The sequence below is a fragment of the Castellaniella caeni NBRC 101664 genome (genome assembly GCF_001592225.1).
In the GTDB taxonomy this organism is placed as follows: Bacteria; Pseudomonadota; Gammaproteobacteria; order Burkholderiales; family Burkholderiaceae_B; genus Castellaniella; species Castellaniella caeni.
Window position 1 is genome coordinate 72,727 of the sequence record NZ_BCWN01000008.1, and the last position, 18,873, is coordinate 91,599.

The window sequence follows — 18,873 nt, forward strand, 5'->3', positions numbered from 1 at the left end:
TTGGCAATCTTACACGAAGCTGAGCGATGTGCTGCCCATATTCTGCATGTGCAGGGTGACTTGATCGCCCGCTGCCACGGCCACCGCCTCGGTGATTCCCCCGGTCAGGATCAAGGTGCCTGCCGGGATCTCGCGGCCGCGCTGCCCCAAGTGATTGGCGAGCATGGCCACGGCATTGGCCGGGTGCCCCAACACAGCCGCCCCCGCGCCCGTGCCAGGCTGAAGAGCATGCGCGTGGAGATATACAGCATGCTGTTCATGGCCGACAATGCCGCCACGATGACGATGAAGTTGAGGATGCTGTCGGCGTAGGGAATACCCACGCCCTGCATCACCGTGACGAACGGGCTGGTCGTGCCCGGTGCCACCAGCGTTTTCCAGGGCACCAGCATCACAATCAGCGACAGGGACAGCAGATAGAAAATCGCCAGGCGTGCAATGGTCGCCTTGAAGGCCGAACGCACGGCCTGCTTGGGGTGCTCGGCCTCGCCCGCCGCCACCGCAATCATCTCGATACTGAAATAACTGAAGATGGAGATGATGACCCCCGTCCACACACCACGCCAGCCAAAGGGCAGGAAGCCGCCATCGCTGGTCAGATTACCGACGACGGTCGAGGTCTGATATGAACCAAAGAGCACGCCCAAGGCCAGCAAAATGAAGGCAACGATGGCAAAGACCTTGGTGGCCGAAAACCAGTATTCCACCGAGCCAAAGGCCTTGACGCTATAGGCATTGACGCCGATGAGCGCCCCCGAGAAGCCCACGATCCAGACCCAGGCGGGCATGCCGGGAAACCAGAATTTCATGTATTCGGCCACGGCCGTCACTTCGGTGCCCACGGCCAGCACGATGCTGGACCAGTAGCCATAACGCACCAAGAACCCGGCCAGCGGGCTGATGTAGTGCTCGGCATAGGCGCCAAAAGAACCGGACGTGGAATGCTGCACGGTCATTTCAGCCAGGCAGCCCATGAGCAACAAGGCAATCACCCCGCCGATCACGTAGCTGATGACCACGCCCGGCCCGGCAAAGCCGATGGCAAACTTGCTGCCCAGAAACAGGCCGGTGCCAATGGCACCGCCGATGGCGATCATGCCCATCTGGCCGGCGGTCAATTTTTTATGCAATCCCGCTTCACGGGACTGAATCTTGTCGAACCCACTCATGGTTTGTCTCCTTCCTTGGATGGGGTTTTGCTGCTTTGTTCGTGGCCGCGCGGTGGCGTGCCCAGGGCGGTGATCCCGCCCTTTTTCTTCTGCGTGCTCTTTGGTGATGGCCGGGTGGTCGGCAAATGCCCCACCCGATCGCAGGCGGCATCCGCCGCGGCCGCTCAGGTCACCAGGCCACGGGCGCGGAATTTTTCCTGATCCCACTCGCCTTGCACCAGCACCGCTTTCAAATGCCGCACAGCTTCCCAGATATCGATGAAGCGCAGATACAGCGGCGTGACGCCAAAGCGCATCACCTCGGGCTCGCGGTAGTCGCCGATTACGCCGCGCGCAATCAGCGCCTGCACCACGGCATAGCCCTCGGGGTGGCGGAAGCTGACATGGCTGCCACGGTACGCGTGATCGCGCGGCGTCACCAGGGTCAGGTTCTGGCCCGCGCATTCCTGCTCGACCAGGGCAATGAAGAGATCGGTCAGGGCCAGCGACTTGCGGCGGATCGCCTGCATGTCGGTCTGCGCGAAGATGTCCAGGCCGCAGGCCACCAGCGCCATCGAAACGATGGGCTGCGTGCCGCACAGAAAACTGCGGATGCCGGGATCGGGCGCGTATTCAGTGGACATGTCAAAGGGCCGCGCATGGCCCCACCAGCCCGACAGCGGCTGCCAGGATTCCGCACGCAGACGCGGATGAACCCACAGCATGGCGGGCGAACCCGGGCCGCCATTGAGATACTTGTAGGTGCAGCCGATGGCAAAGTCGGCATCCGCCGCATTCAGATCCATGGGCACGGCACCAATCGAGTGGCACAGATCCCAGATGACGAGCGCGCCCAAGCTGGGCTTTCGCATCGAGGCTTTCGTGCAGCTCGACATCGGCCAGCTCAACGAAGCCGAGCACCAGTATTTCGCACGCGAAATCCAGGCCATGGACGAAGTGGTCAACGCCTTCATCATCACCGGCCAGGCCAACTACCTGCTGTACGTGCGCACGCGCGACTTCGAAGAATTCTCGCAATTCATCGTCAACCGCCTGAACAAACTGCGCGGCGTCACTCGCATCCACTCGCAGATCGTGCTCGACAAGCTGAAGTCCAAGGGCAAGTTCATCCCGATCGGCGGGCGCCACGACGGCCCCATCGGCACAGAACCCTGAATCGGCGCAGCCCCCCGGGATGGCGCCAGACGCCGGGCACCGTGCACCCGGCGGCGGCCCGGCCTACGCCCGCGTGCCCACTTCCTTGAGCACGTCCACGAAAGTGGCCGCCGCGGGCACCAGCTGGCGCCCGGCACGCACGCTGTAGCCGATGGTGCCAAAGGGCAGGCGTACGTGGATGGGCACCTCGAACAGCACCCCCACCTGGATGAGTGGCCGGGCCGCCACGCTGGGCAGCATGGCCAGGGCATCCGAGCGCGCCAGAATGCCCAGATTGGTGAGCATGGACAAGGAAACGATCTGGTTGGCGGGGATATCCAGCCCACGGCTGACGAAGAACTGTTCGACCTGCCGACGCACGGGCGAGGCGTTCGAGGGCACGATCCAGGGGTAGCCCAGGACGTCTTCGACCGTGCAGGTCGGCTGGCGCGACAAGGGGTGCTTGGCGCGCGCCACGATCATCAATTCGTCCTGGTAGATGGCGTGCATCTCGACGCCCTCGCCCGGGTTCTCGGGCAGGCGCCCCACGATGACGTCCAGCTCGCCCACCTGCAGCATGGGATACAGGATGTCGTTGGTCGCCTCTTGAATCGCCAGCCCCACCTTGGGGTGGCGCTGCTTCATCAGCGCCACGCTTTCGGGCAAGAGCCACGCCGAGGCCGAAATAAGCGTGCCGATGGCCACCAGGCCGCCCTCGCCGCCGCGCAGCGCCGTGAGTTCTTCGCTCATGGCCCGGGCATCGCCCAGCATGGGGCGGATGCGCTCGAGCAGGTGTTCGGCGAACACCGTCAGGCGCACCCCCTTGCTGTGCCGCTCGAACAGCGTGACGCCCAGCAGGTCTTCAAGCTGGCGCACGATCTTCACCACATTGGGCTGCGTCATGTGTACGGCCTCGGCGGCCTTGTGCATCGAGCCCAGGGTGGCGACCCGCTCGAACACCAGCAACTGCTTGAATTTCAGATCGCGTATGCGCGCCAGACTGTCATCGAACATCATCAGCCAACCCTCACGAACACCTGCGGCAGGCCCCCGCCCGAGCCACGGCCATGGCGCCGGACACCGCCACGCCCGGCTATTTTCCGCCCGAGCGCAGGCTGACCACCACCAGCGCCACGGCAATCAGCACCATGCCGACGAGTTCGAGCGCGCCGGGCTGTTCGCCCAGCTGCAGCCAGCCCGCCAGCACCCCCACCACGGGCACGCCCAGGGACGACATGCTGGCGACGCCCGCCGACAGGTGCTGCAGGGCAAAGAGCCACAGAAACCAGGCCAGCGCCGTGGCGATGGCCGCGTTATAGAGCAAGGCGCCATAGAAGTACGGGGCCGGGTCGATAGGCCGCTCGGGCACGATCCAGGCCGCCAGACACAGGGACAAGGCGCCAAACAGCATCTGCCAGGCGGTCAGGGGCAGCGCATCCATGGGATGGTCGCGCTTGATCCACTTGGCCACGATGGTGGCCAGCGCCCAGCACAGGCCGGCGGACACCGCCAGTATTTCGCTCATGAAGTCGGCGTGCAGCGTCCAGGGTTCGAGAATCAGCACCAGGCCCAGCGCCGCGAGCGCCAGGGCCAGCCACTGCAGGCCGCGGATGCGCTCGCCAAAGGCCACCCAGGCCATGGGAATCACCCAGAACGGCATGGTGTAGACCAGAATCGACGTCTTGCCCGCCCCGCCCTGCAGCAAGGCCACCTGGATGAGCGCCGAAAAGGCCCCGGTCTGCAGCACCCCCAGCAAGACCACGCGCGGCCAGGCGCGGATGCGCATGGGGCGGCGCAACAGCACCAGCACCACCATCAGCAACAGGGCGCCAAAGAGCGTGCGCAGCGCCGAGAAATCGAAGGGCCCCACGTAGGCCAGCACCGATTTCATCACCACCCAGTTGTAGCCCCAGCCCAGCGCCATGCCGGCCAGCGCCAGCAGGGCAATCCGTTCGTTGCGCCGCGCCGCCTGCCGCTGCGCGACATCGTGCGCGTCGGCACGCGCGGTCGAGGTCGAGGAAGCCGCGTTCGCGGGGGGCGCGGCGTGAGTTTGCTTCGTGTTCAAGATTTTCCCTGTCCTTCCCAATAACCGGGCTCATGATAATGGCTTCTGAGGTCGTCGATGAAGTAGCGCACCTTGGCGGGCAGATAACGCTGCTGGGGGTACACCGCCTGGATGTCGTAGGCCGGCAGGGCGAACTCGTCGAGCACGGTGATCAGCTCGCCGCGCTTGAGTTCGCGCTGGATTTCCCAGGTGGAGCGCCAGCCCACGCCCAGACCCTGGCGCACCCAGTCGTAGAGCAGTTCGCCATCGTTGCAGGCCAGGTCGCCGCGCACCCGCACGGCAAAGGGCCTGCCGTCGCGCACGAACGTCCAGCCCCGATGCTGGCCGCCTTGCAGGTTGAAGGCCAGGCAGTTGTGGCGCACCAGGTCTTCGGGCACCCGCGGCACGCCATGCGAGGCAAAGTACCCCGGCGTGCCGCACACCACGCGCCGGTTGGGAAACAGGCGCACCGCCACGTAGTTGGGGTCGGTGACTTCGCCGATGCGGATGGCCATGTCGTAACCTTCGCGCACCAGATCGACCACACTGTCGGTGAAGTTGAACGACAGGGCGAGATCGGGATAGCGCGTGCGAAACGCCAGCGCATGGGGCGCCACGTGCTGGCGCCCGAACGAGGCGGGCGCCGACACCACCAGATGACCGCTGAGCGTGCGGCGGCGCGCGGTGATGCTGGCGTCGGCCGCATCGAAATCTTGAATGAGCTGCTGGCACTGTTCAAGGTAGCGTTCGCCCAGCTCGGTGAGCACCAGCCCACGCGTGGAACGGTGCATCAGCTGCACCCCCAGGCGCTTTTCCAGCGCCGTCAGGCGCCGCCCCATCACCACCGGGGTCACGCGCTCGACCAGCGCCGCAGCGGCAAAACTCCCTTTTTCGGCAATCAATACAAAACTGCTGATGTCGGTGTAGCGGCCCACATTGCCTCCTGTCCTTCTTGGCGATAAATGCCCTTGTGTGACAAGGCTTATCTCTGTTTTCAGAACGACTGCCTGATTGAAAATTCTACCGCATGACACGTCAATCAAATACTTTTAGTATCGATAGAAACTAGACCCGCTGGGATTCCAGTGCCGTCATGCTTTCTTTATGCTGGTCTCAAACTCGCACACCTCTGGAACAGATCAAGGAGAAATCATGGCTCGGATGAGAGCAGTAGACGCCGCCGCGGCAGTCTTGCAAAAAGAAGGGATCACCACCCTGTTTGGCGTGCCTGGCGCCGCCATCAACCCTTTGTACTCCGCCCTGCGCAAAAATGGCAGCTTCAAGCACGTGCTGGCGCGCCACGTCGAGGGCGCCTCGCACATGGCCGAAGGCTACACGCGTGCACAAGCCGGTAATATCGGCGTGTGCCTGGGCACCTCGGGCCCGGCGGGCACCGACATGATCACGGCGCTGTATTCGGCCTCGGGCGACTCCATCCCCATCCTGTGCATCACCGGGCAGGCCCCGCGCGCGCAGCTGAGCAAGGAAAGCTTCCAGGCGGTGGACATCGAAACCATTGCCAAGCCCGTCACCAAGTGGGCCGTGATGGCGCGCGAACCCGAACTCGTGCCGCGCATCCTGCAGCAGGCCTTCCACATCATGCGCTCGGGCCGTCCCGGCCCGGTGCTGGTCGATCTGCCCTTCGACGTGCAGATGGCCGAAATCGAATTCGACATCGACACCTACGAACCGCTGTCGGTCTACAAGCCCTCGGCCACGCCGGCCCAGGCGGCCAAGGCGGTTGAAATGCTCAACGCCGCCGAGCGCCCCCTGCTGGTGGCGGGTGGCGGCATCTTCAGCGCCGACGCGGCCCCGCTGCTGCAAGAATTCGCCGAACTCACCGGCGTGCCCGTCGTGCCGACGCTCATGGGCTGGGGCGTCATCCCCGACGACCACCCGCTCATGGCCGGGATGGTCGGCCTGCAGACCGCGCACCGCTACGCCAACGCCAGCCTGCTCGCGTCCGACTTCGTCATGGGCATCGGCAACCGCTGGGCCAACCGCCACACGGGTTCCACCGCCGTCTACACCGAAGGCCGCACCTTCGTGCACATCGACGTCGATCCCACCCAGATCGGCAAGGTCTTTGGCCCGGACTACGGCATTGCCTCGGACGCCGGCGTGGCGCTCACGCTGATGATCGAAGAAGCCAAGCGCCTGAAGGCCGCCGGCAAGCTGCGCGACCGCGGCGCCTGGGCACAGGCATGCCGCACCCGCAAGGGCGAAAAGTCAATGCAGCGCAAGACGCACTTCGAACAAAGCCCGCTCAAGCCGCAGCGCGTGTACGAAGAGCTGAACCGCGCTTTTGGCCGCAACACCCGCTACGTCACCACCATCGGCCTGTCGCAGATCGCCGCCGCCCAGCTGCTGCACGTCTACGGCCCGCGCCACTGGATCAACGCCGGCCAGGCGGGCCCCCTGGGCTGGACGGTGCCCGCCACGCTGGGCGTGGTGGCCGCCAACACGGGCGACGAAATCGTGGCGCTGTCGGGCGACTACGACTTCCAGTTCATGATCGAAGAGCTGGCCGTGGGCGCGCAGTTCAAGCTGCCCTACATCCACGTGGTGGTCAACAACGCCTACCTGGGCCTCATCCGCCAGTCGCAGCGCGGCTTCGATATGGACTACTGCGTGCAGCTGTCCTTCGACAACATCAATGCACCCGAAACCGACGGCTATGGCGTGGATCACGTCAAGGTGGCCGAGGGCCTGGGCTGCAAGGCCATCCGCGTGAAGAAGGTCGAGGAAATCCAGCCCGCCATCGCGCAGGCCCGTGCCTGGATCCAGGAATTCCAGGTGCCCGTCGTGGTTGAATTCATCCTGGAGCGTGTCACCAACATCTCCATGGGTAACGACATCAACGCGATCAACGAGTTCGAGGAAATGGCAGAGCGCGGCGAAGACGCCCCCACCGCCATCACGCTGCTGGATTAAACCCGGCGCGTGCCGGGCCACCGCCTGCGGGCGGTGGCCCGGCCTCGAATCAACAGGAGTCATCACATGCCTAAATTTGCTGCCAACCTCTCGATGCTGTTCACCGAGATCGACTTTCTCGACCGCTTCGCCGCGGCCGCCAAGGCCGGTTTCAAAGGCGTCGAATACCTGTTTCCCTACGCCTACGCCAAAGAAGAGCTGGTCAAGCGCCTGAAGGACAACGGCCTGGAACAAGTACTGCACAACCTGCCGGCGGGCAACTGGGAAGCGGGCGAGCGCGGCATCGCCTGCCACCCCGACCGCGTCGAAGAATTCAAGCAGGGCGTGGCCCAGGCCATCGACTACGCCCACGCGCTGAACTGCCCGCAGGTGAACTGCCTGGCCGGCAAGGTGCCCGCGGGCGTCGATCAAGCCACCGCCCACAAGACCTTCGTCGAAAACCTGCGCTACGCCGCCGCCGAACTGAAAAAAGCCGGCATCCGCCTGGTGATGGAACCCATCAACACCTTTGACATCCCGGGCTTTTTCCTCACCGGCACCAAGCAGGCGCTGGCCATCATCGACGAAGTCGGCTCGGACAACCTCAGCATCCAGTACGACATCTACCACATGCAACGCATGGAGGGCGAGCTGGCCAACACCATCAGCAAGCACCTGAAGTCCATCGGCCACATCCAGCTGGCCGACAACCCGGGGCGCAACGAACCGGGCACGGGCGAGATCAACTACCAATGGCTGTTCCGCCATATCGACCAGGTGGGCTATACCGGCTGGATCGGCTGCGAATACAAGCCGGCGGCGCGCACCGAAGACGGCCTGGGCTGGATCAAGGCGCTGGCCTGAACCTCACACGACACCACCAGCCCTGGCGCCCGTCCATCCGGGCGGGCCCCTCGGGCGCCACAGACATCAACAAGGAGAATCCACATGGCTAAGATCGGTTTCATCGGCCTGGGCATCATGGGCACCCCCATGGCGGCCAACCTCATCAAGGGCGGCCACACGCTCACCACCTTCACCCACGGCAAGACCCCGCAAAGCCTGCTGGACGCGGGCGCCACGGCGGCGGCCAACAGCACCGAAGTGGCCAAGGCCGCGGACATCATCATCGTGATGGTGCCCGACACGCCCGACGTCGAAGCCGTGCTGTTCGGTGAAAACGGCGTGGCCGCCGGCCTGTCCAAGGGCAAGACCGTGATCGACATGAGCTCGATCTCGCCCGTGGCCACCAAAGAATTCGCCAAGAAGATCAACGCGCTGGGCTGCGAATACCTCGACGCCCCGGTGTCGGGCGGCGAAGTCGGCGCCAAGGCCGCCAGCCTCACCATCATGATCGGCGGCAGCCAGGCTGCCTTCGACCAGTGCAAGCCCATCTTCGAGCTGATGGGCAAGAACGTCACCCTGGTGGGCGGCAACGGCGACGGCCAGACCACCAAGGTGGCCAACCAGATCATCGTGGCACTCACCATCGAAGCCGTGGGCGAAGCCCTGGTGCTGGCCTCCAAGGCCGGCGCCGACCCCGCCAAGGTGCGCCAGGCGCTGATGGGCGGTTTTGCCAGCTCGCGCATTCTCGAAGTGCACGGCGAACGCATGGTCAAGCGCACCTTCGATCCGGGCTTCCGCATCACCCTGCACCAGAAAGACCTCAATCTGGCACTCACCACGGCCCGCCAGCTGGGGCTCTCACTGCCCAGCACCGCCGTGGCGCAAGAGCTGTTCAACGCCTGCGTGGCCCACGGCGGCGCCGCCTGGGATCACTCCGGCATGGTGCGCGCCCTGGAAATCATGGCCAACCACGAAATCGGCCAGTAAGCCCCGTGCAACCGCCCCACCGGGTTTGTCGGCAGCCGCCCGCAAACCCGGTGGCCCCCGTCCGGGCCGCCCCGGCATCCGGACGGGACAGCGCATCGCCCGATCAAGCGGGCAGGGCCTGAGCATCAGACCCTGCCCAGTTGACCGGCTCCCGGGAAGCCATCACCATGGTCGTTTCCCCCCAACGCCACGCTCATCCGCAAGGAATCTCATGATCGAGCCCCGTGATCTCCTGACCCGTCTGTTTCACACCGCCGTACGCGCCGCGCAGCCCGAACACTGCATCGCAGCCTTCCTGCCGAAGGCCCCCAAGGGGCGCACCATCGTCATCGGCGCGGGCAAGGCCTCGGCCGCCATGGCGCAGGCACTCGAACAGCACTGGCCCGGGCCGCTCGAAGGCGTGGTCGTCACGCGCTACGGCTATGCCGTGCCCTGCAAGCGCCTGGAAATCCTCGAAGCCGCGCACCCGGTGCCGGATCAGGCAGGCGAAGACGCGGCACGGCGTCTTTTCAAGCAGGTACAAGGCCTTACTGAAGACGATCTCGTCATCTGCCTCATTTCGGGCGGGGGCTCATCGCTGCTGCCGGTGCCCGGCGCCGGAGTCACGCTGGCCGACAAGCAGGCCATCAACCGCGCGCTGCTGAAGTCCGGCGCCACCATCTCCGAGATGAACTGCGTGCGCCGCCACCTCTCGGGCATCAAGGGCGGGCGCCTGGCCGCCGCCTGCGCCCCGGCGCGCGTGGTCAATCTGCTGATTTCCGACGTGCCTGGCGACCAGCCCTGCGACATCGCCTCGGGCCCCACCGTGGCCGACCCCACCACCTGCGCCGACGCGCTGGACATCGTGCGCCGCTACGGCATCGAACTGCCCGCGGGCGCGCGCCAGCTGCTCGAATCCAGCGCGGGGGAAACCATCAAGCCGGGCGATCCGCGCCTGGCCCGCGTCGAAACCCACCTCATCGCCACCCCCCAGATGGCGCTCGAAGCCGCCGCCGCGGTGGCCCGCGATGCGGGCGTCACGCCCGTGCTGCTGGGCGACCGCATCGAAGGCGAAGCGCGTGACGTGGGCAAGGTGCTGGGCGGCATCGCCTTGCAGGTGCGCGACCACGGCCAGCCGATAGCGGCGCCGTGCGTGCTGCTCTCGGGCGGTGAGACCACGGTCACGGTGCGCGGCCAGGGGCGCGGCGGGCGCAACGTCGAGTTCCTGCTGTCCCTGGCCATCACGCTGGACAGCGCGCGCGCAGTGTACGGCCTGGCGGGCGACACCGACGGCGTGGACGGCCAGGAAGAAATCGCCGGTGCGCTCATCACCCCCGACACGCTGGCCCGCGCCTGGGCCGCCAACATGCCGCCGCGCGCCCACCTGGACGACAACGATGGCCACGGCTTCTTTGAAAAGCTGGGCGATTCGCTGGTCACCGGCCCCACACTGACCAATGTGAACGATTTTCGCGCCATCCTGATCCTGTGATCAGGTGGACACCCTGAGGAGACACTCCATGAAAACGATCCGTGTCCTGACCCTGGACGATGCCCGCCGCATGGCCCATGCGGCCGAGAAAGAAGCCCGCGACAACGGCTGGAACGTCAGTATCGCCATCTGCGACGCGGGCGGACACCCGATCTGGCTGCAGCGCATGGACGCCGCCCCGATCATGAGCGCCATGGTCGCGCCCGACAAGGCGCGCGCCAGCGTGCTCAGCGGCAAGCCCAGCAAGGTCTACGAAGACATGGTCAACCAGGGCCGCATCGCCGCCCTGTCCATGCCGGTCGTGCCGCTCGAAGGCGGCGAACCCATTTATTTCGACGGCCAGATCGTCGGCGCCGTCGGCGTCTCGGGCGTGCAGGCCGGGCAAGACGCCCAGGTGGCACGCGCCGGCGTCGCCGCCCTGGACGGCACCGACCACCTGGCCGAACACCTGTACAAAGGAAAACAGGCATGAACCCCGAACGCCGTGCCCGCATCCTGGCGACCCTGGGCCCCGCCAGCTCCACCCCCGAGCAAATCCGCGCGCTGGTCGATGCCGGCGCCAACGTCTTTCGCCTGAACTTCAGCCACGGCAGCCACGAAGACCACGCCGAACGCTACCGCATCATCCGCCAGATCGAGCAGGATGTGGGCCGCCCCATCGGCATTCTGATGGATCTGCAAGGGCCCAAGCTGCGCGTGGGCAAGATCGCTGGCGGCAAGGTCGTGCTGCAGCCCGGCCAGGCGTTCCGCCTGGACCTCGACCCCGCTGAAGGCAGCGCCCAGCGCGCCAACCTGCCGCACCCGGAAATCTTCGCCGCGCTGGAAGACGGCACCGACCTGCTGCTGGACGACGGCAAGCTGCGCCTGCGCGTCGAGCGCCACGGGCCGGACTTCGCCGAAACCACGGTGGTGGTGGGCGGGCCGCTGTCCGACCGCAAGGGGGTCAACGTGCCCGGCGTCATCCTGCCGATCTCGCCGCTCACCCCCAAAGACCGCGCCGATCTCAGCTTCGGCCTGTCGCTGGGGGTGGACTGGGTGGCGCTGTCTTTCGTGCAGCGCCCCGAAGACATCGTCGAGGCACGCGGCCTCATCGGCGACCAGGCCTGGATCATGGCCAAGCTGGAAAAGCCCGCCGCCATCGAACACCTGGACGCCATCATCGACCAGGCCGACGGCATCATGGTGGCGCGCGGCGACCTCGGGGTCGAGCTGCCCCCGCAGCGCGTACCCGTGCTGCAGCAGCGCATCGTGCGCCATGCGCGGGCGGCGGGCAAGCCGGTGGTCGTGGCCACCCAGATGCTCGAATCGATGATCACCGCCCCCGTGCCCACGCGCGCCGAAGCCTCGGACGTCGCCACCGCCGTCTACAGCGGCGCCGACGCCGTGATGCTCTCGGCGGAATCGGCCTCGGGCCAGTACCCGGTCGAGGCCGTCACGATCATGGCCAACATCATCCGCGAAGTCGAAGCCGACCCCTCCTGGCGCGCCAACCTGGACGCCACGCACAGCCCGGCGGAAGCCAACATCCCGGACGCCATCTGCTGCGCCCTGCGCCGCGTGGCCGGCCTGCTGGAACCCGCCGCCACGGTGGCCTATACGGCCTCGGGCTTCAGCGCCCTGCGCGCCAGCCGCGAGCGCCCCACGACGCCCATCCTGGCCCTCACCCCCGAGCAGCGCACCGCGCGCCGCCTGGCACTGGCCTGGGGCGTGCGCCCGGTGCACTTTCCCGAACAGCTGCGCGAATCCAGCGAGATGATCCGCTGCGCCACCAACGCCGCCGAGCAATCCGGGCTCGCCCAGGCGGGCGACACGCTCATCGTCATCGCCGGCCTGCCCTTCGGGCGCAGCGGCAGCACCAACCTGCTACACATCGCCCAGGTGCCCCCGGCAAACGCCCGCTGAACCGACGCCGCCGGGCAAGGCCCCGGCAGGCCGCCCGGCGCGCACAGAAATACGCATTATCCGATTTGGCATATAGCCAGCCCGCTTCTCCGGAAGCGGGCTTTTTCTTTACCTGCCAGGCGCCGGACAGGCCGTGCCGGACGGGCGGCAACCGCATCCGCACCCTTTAACTCTTATACAAGACTGCCTATAATCGAGGATTGACTTAATGATTTATGCTCAGCCAAGGAACATCATGACCGATCGTCTCGCCAGCCATGGACTTCAGGTCGCAGCCGTGCTGCACCAATTCCTCGAACAAGAGGCACTGCCAGGCACCGGGGTACAGCCCGCCGCCTTCTGGGAAGGGCTGGCGGCCATCGTGCATGATCTGGCCCCCAAGAACCGCGCCCTGCTGGCCGAACGCGACCGCATCCAGGCCGCCCTGGACGACTGGTACGGCAAGCATCCCGGCGCCGTGGCCGATCCGGCCGCCTATCGCGCCTTCCTGAAAGAAATCGGCTACCTGAAAGACGTGCCCGCCGACGTCACCGTCACCACGGCCAACGTCGATACCGAGATCACCCAGCAGGCCGGCCCGCAGCTGGTCGTGCCCGTGATGAACGCGCGCTACGCCCTGAACGCCGCCAATGCGCGCTGGGGCAGCCTGTACGACGCGCTCTACGGCACCGACGCCATTTCCGAAGCCGACGGCGCCACGCGTGCCGGCGGCTACAACCCGGTGCGCGGCGCGCGCGTCATCGCCTTCGCGCGCCAGTTCCTGGACGACAGCATCCCCCTGGCGCAGGGCTCGCACAGCGACGCCACGGGCTATGCCGTGGTGGGCGGCGCGCTGCAAGTCACCCTGAAAAACGGCAGCACCACCGCGCTGGCCAACGACCAGGCCTTCCTGGGCCATCGCGGCGACGCCGCCGCGCCCGAGGCGCTGGTGCTCCGCCACAACGGCCTGCACTTTGAAATCCAGTTCGACGCCAACTCGGCCATCGGCAAGACCGACGCCGCCCACATCAAGGACGTGGTCGTCGAAGCCGCGCTGACCACCATCATGGACTGCGAAGACTCGGTCGCCGCCGTCGATGCCGACGACAAGGTCGTGGCCTACCGCAACTGGCTGGGCCTCATGAAGGGCGACCTCGCCGAAGACCTCGTCAAGGGCGGCAAGACCATCACGCGCCGCCTGCACGCCGACCGCAGCTACACTGCGCGCGACGGCGGCACCGGCACGCTGCACGGCCGCTCGCTCATGTTCGTGCGCAACGTCGGCCACCTGATGACCAACCCGGCCATCATCGACCGCGACGGCCACGAAATCCCCGAAGGCATCCTGGATGCCGTGTGCACCTCGCTCATCGCCATCCACGACCTCAAGGCGCGCAAAAACTCGCGCACCGGCTCCATCTACATCGTCAAGCCCAAGATGCACGGCCCCGACGAAGTCGCCTTCGCCAGCGAAGTCTTTGGCCGCGTCGAACAGCTGCTGGGCCTGGCGCCCAACACCATCAAGATGGGCATCATGGACGAAGAGCGGCGCACCAGCGTCAACCTCAAGGCCTGCATCGCCGCCGCCAAAGCGCGCGTGGTCTTCATCAACACGGGCTTTCTCGACCGCACCGGCGACGAAATCCACACCTCGATGCGCGCCGGCGCCCTGGTGCGCAAGGGCGACATGAAATCCCAGGCCTGGATCAAGGCCTACGAGCTGAACAACGTGCAGGCGGGGCTGGAATGCGGCCTGCGCGGCCACGCCCAGATCGGCAAGGGCATGTGGGCCATGCCCGACCTGATGGCCGACATGCTCAAGCAGAAGATCAACCACGTGAAGGCCGGCGGCAACACCGCCTGGGTGCCCTCGCCCACCGCCGCCACGCTGCACGCCCTGCACTACCATCAGGTGGACGTGGTCGAAGTGCAAAAGGCGCTCGAAGGCCACCACGAAGACTACACCGACCGCATCCTCACGGTGCCGGTGGCGGCCGACCCGCACTGGTCGGCTGACGAAGTGCAGCAAGAGCTGGACAACAACTGCCAGGGCATCCTGGGCTACGTGGTGCGCTGGGTCGACCAGGGCGTGGGCTGCTCCAAGGTGCCCGACATCCACAACGTGGGCCTGATGGAAGACCGCGCCACGCTGCGCATCTCCAGCCAGCACATCGCCAACTGGCTGCTGCACGGCATCACCGACAAGGCGCAGGTCGAAGCCACGCTGCGCCGCATGGCCGCCGTGGTCGACCAGCAAAACGCGGGCGACGCCGCCTACGAACCCATGGACGGCCACTTCGACACCTCCTGCGCCTTCAAGGCGGCCAGCGACCTCATCTTCAAGGGCCTGGAACAGCCCAACGGCTACACCGAGCCGCTGCTGCACCGCTGGCGCCAGGTCAAGAAAGCCGAACTCGCCGCCAAGGCGTAATCCGGTCAGCCGTACGGCCGCCGCCTGCGTGTCAGGCGGCGACACCGCCCAAGGCCGCTGCGTGTCATCGACGCCAGCGGCCTTCTTGCGTTCACGCCAGCCCCCTTGGACAGGCCCCTTGCTTATGCGGCAAGAGGGGGTAGAATCCACTCGGCAGAGTCACCCCGCTGACACGCGTATCTTTCAGGGCCCACCCTCAAAGACGCGCCTGATCACTCAAAGCGGGCCATTTCGACCCTCCTGGTACTACACACATGACTTTCTCCGACTTCCGCCACCAGTATCTGGTGCGCTTCTGGTCGCCCATACCCGCGCTCATGGCGCTGGGCGTGGCCTCGGCCTACTACTTTGCCATTACCCACACCTTCTGGGCCGTCACCGGCGAATTCACCCGCTGGGGCGGGCAGATCGTGCGCCTGTTCGGGGCCAACCCCGACCAATGGACGTACTTCAAGCTCATCGGCCTGCAGGGCTCGGTCTTCACCCGCGTCGATGGCGTGATGATCATCGGCATGTTCCTCGGCGCGCTCTGTACCACGCTCTGGGCCAACAACTTCCAGCTGCGCCAGCCCATCAGCAAGCGGCGCGTGGCGCAGGGCCTGGTAGGCGGCATCATCGCGGGCTTTGGCGCGCGGCTGGCCATGGGCTGCAACCTGGCGGCCTTCTTCACCGGCATTCCCATGTTCTCGCTGCACGCCTGGGCCTTCATGCTGACCACGGTGGCGGGCGCCTGGGTGGGCGTCAAGCTGTGCCTGCTGCCTTTCCTGCGCACGCCGCTGCGCGTCAAGGCAAAGGCCAGCCCGCTCTTTGCCGACCCCGCCACGCTCAAGCGCCGCGCGGCCCTGCAAAGCAAGCTGGGCCTGCTGGTGGCGGCCCTGGCCATCGCCTTTGCCGCCTGGCGCTTCGACACCTCGGCCGTGCTGGGCCTGGCAGTGGTCTTCGGCCTGTTTTTCGGCGGCGTCATCGAGCGCGCGCAAATCTGCTTCACCAGCGCCGCCCGCGACCTCTGGACAACGGGTCGCACCAAGATCGCCTACGGCATCCTGCTGGGCATGATCGTGGCCTGTTTCGGCACCTTCGGCGCCATCGCCCTGGGGGTCGCCCCCAAAATCTACTGGATGGGGCCCAACGCCGTCATCGGCGGGTTTCTGTTCGGTATCGGCATCGTGCTGGCAGGGGGCTGCGAAACCGGCTGGATGTACCGCGCCATGGAAGGCCAGGTGCACTTCTGGGTGGTGGGCATCGGCAACGTCATCGGCGGCACCCTGCTGGCCTACTGGTGGGACGAGCTCGGTGGTGCGCTCGCTACGCCCTACCCCAAGGTCAACCTGCTGGAGCTTCTTGGCCCCAACACCGCCCTGCTGTTCAGCGTGGCGGGCCTGAGCCTGGGCCTGCTGCTCGTGTATTTGAATTCCCGCCGCTTTATCGTCAACCGGAGTGTCGCCGCATGACTACCGCAACCATCACCCAAGAACCCGACCTGTCGCTCGACCTGCGCGGCGAGCACTGCCCGTACAACGCCATCGCCACGCTGGAAACCCTGGCCACCATGAAAGCGGGCCAGCTGCTCGAAGTGGTGACCGACTGCGCCCAGTCGCTGCACGGCATCCCCGAAGACACCAAGACCAAGGGCTACGACTGCCTGGCCGTCGAGCAGCACGGGCCGCTGTTCCGGTTCCTGATCCGGGTGCCCGCCACGGCCTGAACCAAACCAGGCCATCACGGCGGCCACCCGGCAAAAGGCCCTTTCAAGCACGGGCTCGAAAGGGCCGATCATCCCGAGCCACCGACGCGGGCCGATGGCTCAACCTGCCGTGCCTACCCACGCACCTGCGCCACCAGCGCGTCCAGCCAGGCAAGCATGGTGTCGATCTCATCGGCCGACACGTTCAGGGCAGGCATGAAGCGCAGCAGGTTGCCGCGCGGGGCATTGAGCAGCAGGCCTTCGGGGGCGCGGTCGCGCGCGGCGGCCACCAGCGCGGGGCCATCGTCGCGATCCATCACCAGCGCACGCAGCAGGCCCAGGCCGCGCTCGCCGCGCATGCCCCATTTGTCGGACAACGCCGTGAGGCCCGCCGACAGCTGTTGCGCGCGCGCATTGACGCCGTCCATGAAACCGGGGGCCGCCAGCACGTCGAACACCGCCACGCCCACCGCCGTCATGAGCGGATTGCCATTGTAGGTGCCGCCCTGGTCGCCGTGCTCGAAGCAGCACACGGCTTCGCGCGCGCACAGCGCCGACAGCGGCACGCCGCCGCCTATGCCCTTGCCCAGCGTCATGATGTCGGGCTCGATGCCGGCGTGCTGGTAGGCGAACATGCGGCCCGTGCGGCCCATGCCGGTCTGCACCTCATCGACGATGAGCAGCAGCCCGTGTTCGCGCGTGAGTTCGCGCAGGCCCTGGAGAAATTCGCGCGTGGCCGGAATGACGCCCGCCTCGCCCTGCACGGGTTCGAGCATCACGGCCACGGTCTGATCATCGACCAGCGCGCGTACGGAATCGAGATCGTTGAGATCGGCCTTGGGAAAACCATCGACCTGCGGCGCGAATTTCACGTCCCAGCCCGGCTTGCCCGACGCCGACATGGTGGCCAGCGTGCGGCCATGGAAGCTGTGATCGAAGGTGATGATCTTGTAGGCCCCCTTGCGGTGCAGCTGACCCCACTTGCGCGCAAGCTTGATGGCGCCCTCGTTGGCCTCGGCACCGCTGTTGGCGAAGAACACGCGATCGAAGCACGAGGCCTCGACCAGGCGTCGGGCCAGATCGATGGACGGCTGGTTGTAGAACGCGGGCGAGGGATTGATGAGTTTTTGCGCCTGGCGCGTGACGGCCTCGACCATGGCGGCGGGGTTGTGGCCCAGGCAGTTGACCGCCCAGCCCTGGATGAAATCCAGGTAGCGCTTGCCGTTGTGATCCTGCAGCCAGGCGCCCTGGCCGCTGACGAACACCAGTTCGGGACGCGACGTAATTTCCATCAGGGCATTGATCCCTGCACGATCGATGGTCATGAGTAAAGATTTCCAGTAAAGAAAAGGCGAAAAGGCCTGACACCAGGGCGTCGTCAAACGATTATTTTAGGTCTGTTGCGCGCCGTGCCGCAGCGCGGCCCACCAGCGAGCCCCAAAGAGATTGACCGCGAGTCCGATCAATACCACAGCGCCGCCCAGCCACTGCCACATCCCCAGTTTTTCATCCAGCACCCAGTCGGCGCACAAAAGCCCGACCACCGGGATCAGCAGGCTCAGGGGCGCCACGCGGGCCACCGGATGGCGTGCCAGCAGGCGCCCCCACAGCACATAGCCGATGAGGGTGGCGATACCCGACAGATACACCACCACGGCCACCGTCTGCCAGCTGAGGTGCAACAGGCTGGCGGCAATGCGATCCGGCCCTTCGAACACGGCGGACAGCAGCAGAAACGGAATGGGCGGCAGGAGCGCCCCCCAGACCACCATCGACAGCATGCGCACCTGCCCGGCGCACTTGAGCACGATGTTGCCCGCAGCCCAGCTGAGCGCCGCCAGCAAGGTGAGCACGAAGCCCACCCAGGGCACCGCCGTGGATTCGGCCCCCATGTCCAGCATCACCAGGCCGACGATGGCCAGGCCGATGCCCAGCACGTGGTGCGCGCGCACGGCTTCGTGCAGCACCAGGGCGGCAATGGCCACGGTGAAGAAGGCCTGCGCCTGCAAGACCAGCGATGCCAGGCCCGCGGGCATGCCCAGGTAGATGGCCAGAAACAGAAAGACGAACTGTCCCAGGCAGATGGTGGCACCATAGCCCGCCACGTAGCGCCAGGGAATGCGCGGGCGCGGCACGAAGAACAGCGCCGGGAACGCCACGAAGAAAAACCGCAAGGCGCCCAGCAGCATGGGCGGCACTTCATCGACCCCGAATTTGATGACGACGAAATTTGCCCCCCAGACCACGATCACGACCAGGGCGGCCAGTACATCTTTCAAGGGCATGAAGGCTCCTGCGAGGGAAAAACGGGGA

The 18,873-nt window shown here is 66.2% G+C and carries 15 protein-coding genes and 3 pseudogenes; 10 read left to right on the plus strand and 8 right to left on the minus strand.

Annotated features, from left to right (window positions below; genetic code table 11):
* Positions 1-9: 9 nt before the first annotated feature.
* From CCA01S_RS16000 to CCA01S_RS07035, 3 pseudogenes are all read right to left on the minus strand, one after another.
* Positions 10-210: pseudogene (locus tag CCA01S_RS16000) on the minus strand (4-oxalocrotonate decarboxylase); the annotation flags it as partial.
* Positions 207-1,169 (minus strand): annotated as a pseudogene (locus CCA01S_RS07030) (amino acid permease); the annotation flags it as partial. The pseudogenes CCA01S_RS16000 and CCA01S_RS07030, both read right to left, overlap by 4 nt.
* A 164-nt stretch (positions 1,170-1,333) precedes the next feature.
* A pseudogene (locus tag CCA01S_RS07035) lies at positions 1,334-2,002 on the minus strand (aminotransferase class V-fold PLP-dependent enzyme); the annotation flags it as partial.
* Here CCA01S_RS07035 and CCA01S_RS07040 point away from each other — a divergent pair.
* Positions 1,989-2,324, plus strand: a complete 336-nt coding sequence (locus CCA01S_RS07040; protein ID WP_066456088.1) for an Lrp/AsnC family transcriptional regulator — start codon at positions 1,989-1,991, stop codon at positions 2,322-2,324. The pseudogene CCA01S_RS07035 and the gene CCA01S_RS07040 overlap by 14 nt on opposite strands.
* A gap of 63 nt (positions 2,325-2,387) precedes the next feature.
* Here the strand turns inward: CCA01S_RS07040 and CCA01S_RS07045 are convergent, their stop codons facing one another.
* The 3 genes from CCA01S_RS07045 to CCA01S_RS07055 form a co-directional block, all read right to left on the minus strand.
* Positions 2,388-3,320, minus strand: a complete 933-nt coding sequence (locus CCA01S_RS07045; RefSeq protein ID WP_084386579.1) for a LysR family transcriptional regulator — start codon at positions 3,318-3,320, stop codon at positions 2,388-2,390.
* 76 nt (positions 3,321-3,396) lie between these two features.
* A complete protein-coding gene (locus CCA01S_RS07050; RefSeq protein WP_198149919.1) occupies positions 3,397-4,368 on the minus strand; it encodes a DMT family transporter in 972 nt (323 codons plus the stop codon).
* Positions 4,365-5,282, minus strand: a complete 918-nt coding sequence (locus tag CCA01S_RS07055) for a LysR family transcriptional regulator (protein ID WP_066456090.1) — start codon at positions 5,280-5,282, stop codon at positions 4,365-4,367. The genes CCA01S_RS07050 and CCA01S_RS07055 overlap by 4 nt, the downstream gene beginning before the upstream one ends.
* Positions 5,283-5,499: 217 nt before the next feature.
* Between CCA01S_RS07055 and gcl the strand changes: the two genes are divergently transcribed.
* From gcl to yedF, 9 genes are all read left to right on the plus strand, one after another.
* Positions 5,500-7,281: a glyoxylate carboligase gene (gcl, locus tag CCA01S_RS07060; protein ID WP_066456093.1), complete on the plus strand. Its 1,782-nt coding sequence runs from the start codon at positions 5,500-5,502 to the stop codon at positions 7,279-7,281.
* Positions 7,282-7,347: 66 nt separating this feature from the next.
* The gene (hyi, locus tag CCA01S_RS07065; protein WP_066456095.1) at positions 7,348-8,124 is read left to right on the plus strand and encodes a hydroxypyruvate isomerase; all 777 of its coding nucleotides are present in this window, start codon (positions 7,348-7,350) and stop codon (positions 8,122-8,124) included.
* 84 nt (positions 8,125-8,208) lie between these two features.
* On the plus strand, positions 8,209-9,093 hold the full coding sequence (glxR, locus tag CCA01S_RS07070) for a 2-hydroxy-3-oxopropionate reductase (RefSeq protein ID WP_066456097.1): 885 nt from the start codon (positions 8,209-8,211) through the stop codon (positions 9,091-9,093).
* 211 nt (positions 9,094-9,304) lie between these two features.
* Positions 9,305-10,564 (plus strand): glycerate kinase type-2 family protein, encoded by a 1,260-nt coding sequence (locus CCA01S_RS07075; protein ID WP_066456104.1) that lies wholly within the window; start codon positions 9,305-9,307, stop codon positions 10,562-10,564.
* A gap of 28 nt (positions 10,565-10,592) precedes the next feature.
* Positions 10,593-11,036, plus strand: coding sequence for a GlcG/HbpS family heme-binding protein (locus CCA01S_RS07080; RefSeq protein WP_066456107.1), 444 nt, complete (start codon positions 10,593-10,595; stop codon positions 11,034-11,036).
* The gene (gene pyk, locus CCA01S_RS07085; RefSeq protein ID WP_066456113.1) at positions 11,033-12,466 is read left to right on the plus strand and encodes a pyruvate kinase; all 1,434 of its coding nucleotides are present in this window, start codon (positions 11,033-11,035) and stop codon (positions 12,464-12,466) included. The genes CCA01S_RS07080 and pyk overlap by 4 nt, the downstream gene beginning before the upstream one ends.
* Positions 12,467-12,701: 235 nt before the next feature.
* On the plus strand, positions 12,702-14,876 hold the full coding sequence (locus CCA01S_RS07090; RefSeq protein ID WP_066456116.1) for a malate synthase G: 2,175 nt from the start codon (positions 12,702-12,704) through the stop codon (positions 14,874-14,876).
* Positions 14,877-15,130: 254 nt separating this feature from the next.
* Positions 15,131-16,327: a selenium metabolism membrane protein YedE/FdhT gene (gene yedE / locus CCA01S_RS07095; protein WP_066456118.1), complete on the plus strand. Its 1,197-nt coding sequence runs from the start codon at positions 15,131-15,133 to the stop codon at positions 16,325-16,327.
* A complete protein-coding gene (gene yedF, locus CCA01S_RS07100) occupies positions 16,324-16,581 on the plus strand; it encodes a sulfurtransferase-like selenium metabolism protein YedF (protein WP_103035467.1) in 258 nt (85 codons plus the stop codon). The genes yedE and yedF overlap by 4 nt, the downstream gene beginning before the upstream one ends.
* A 113-nt stretch (positions 16,582-16,694) precedes the next feature.
* Here the strand turns inward: yedF and CCA01S_RS07105 are convergent, their stop codons facing one another.
* Both CCA01S_RS07105 and CCA01S_RS07110 read right to left on the minus strand, forming a co-directional pair.
* Complete coding sequence (locus CCA01S_RS07105; RefSeq protein WP_066456120.1) at positions 16,695-17,885, minus strand: acetylornithine transaminase; 1,191 nt, start codon at positions 17,883-17,885, stop codon at positions 16,695-16,697.
* Positions 17,886-17,951: 66 nt separating this feature from the next.
* Positions 17,952-18,845, minus strand: a complete 894-nt coding sequence (locus CCA01S_RS07110) for an EamA family transporter (protein ID WP_066456122.1) — start codon at positions 18,843-18,845, stop codon at positions 17,952-17,954.
* Positions 18,846-18,873 lie beyond the last annotated feature (28 nt).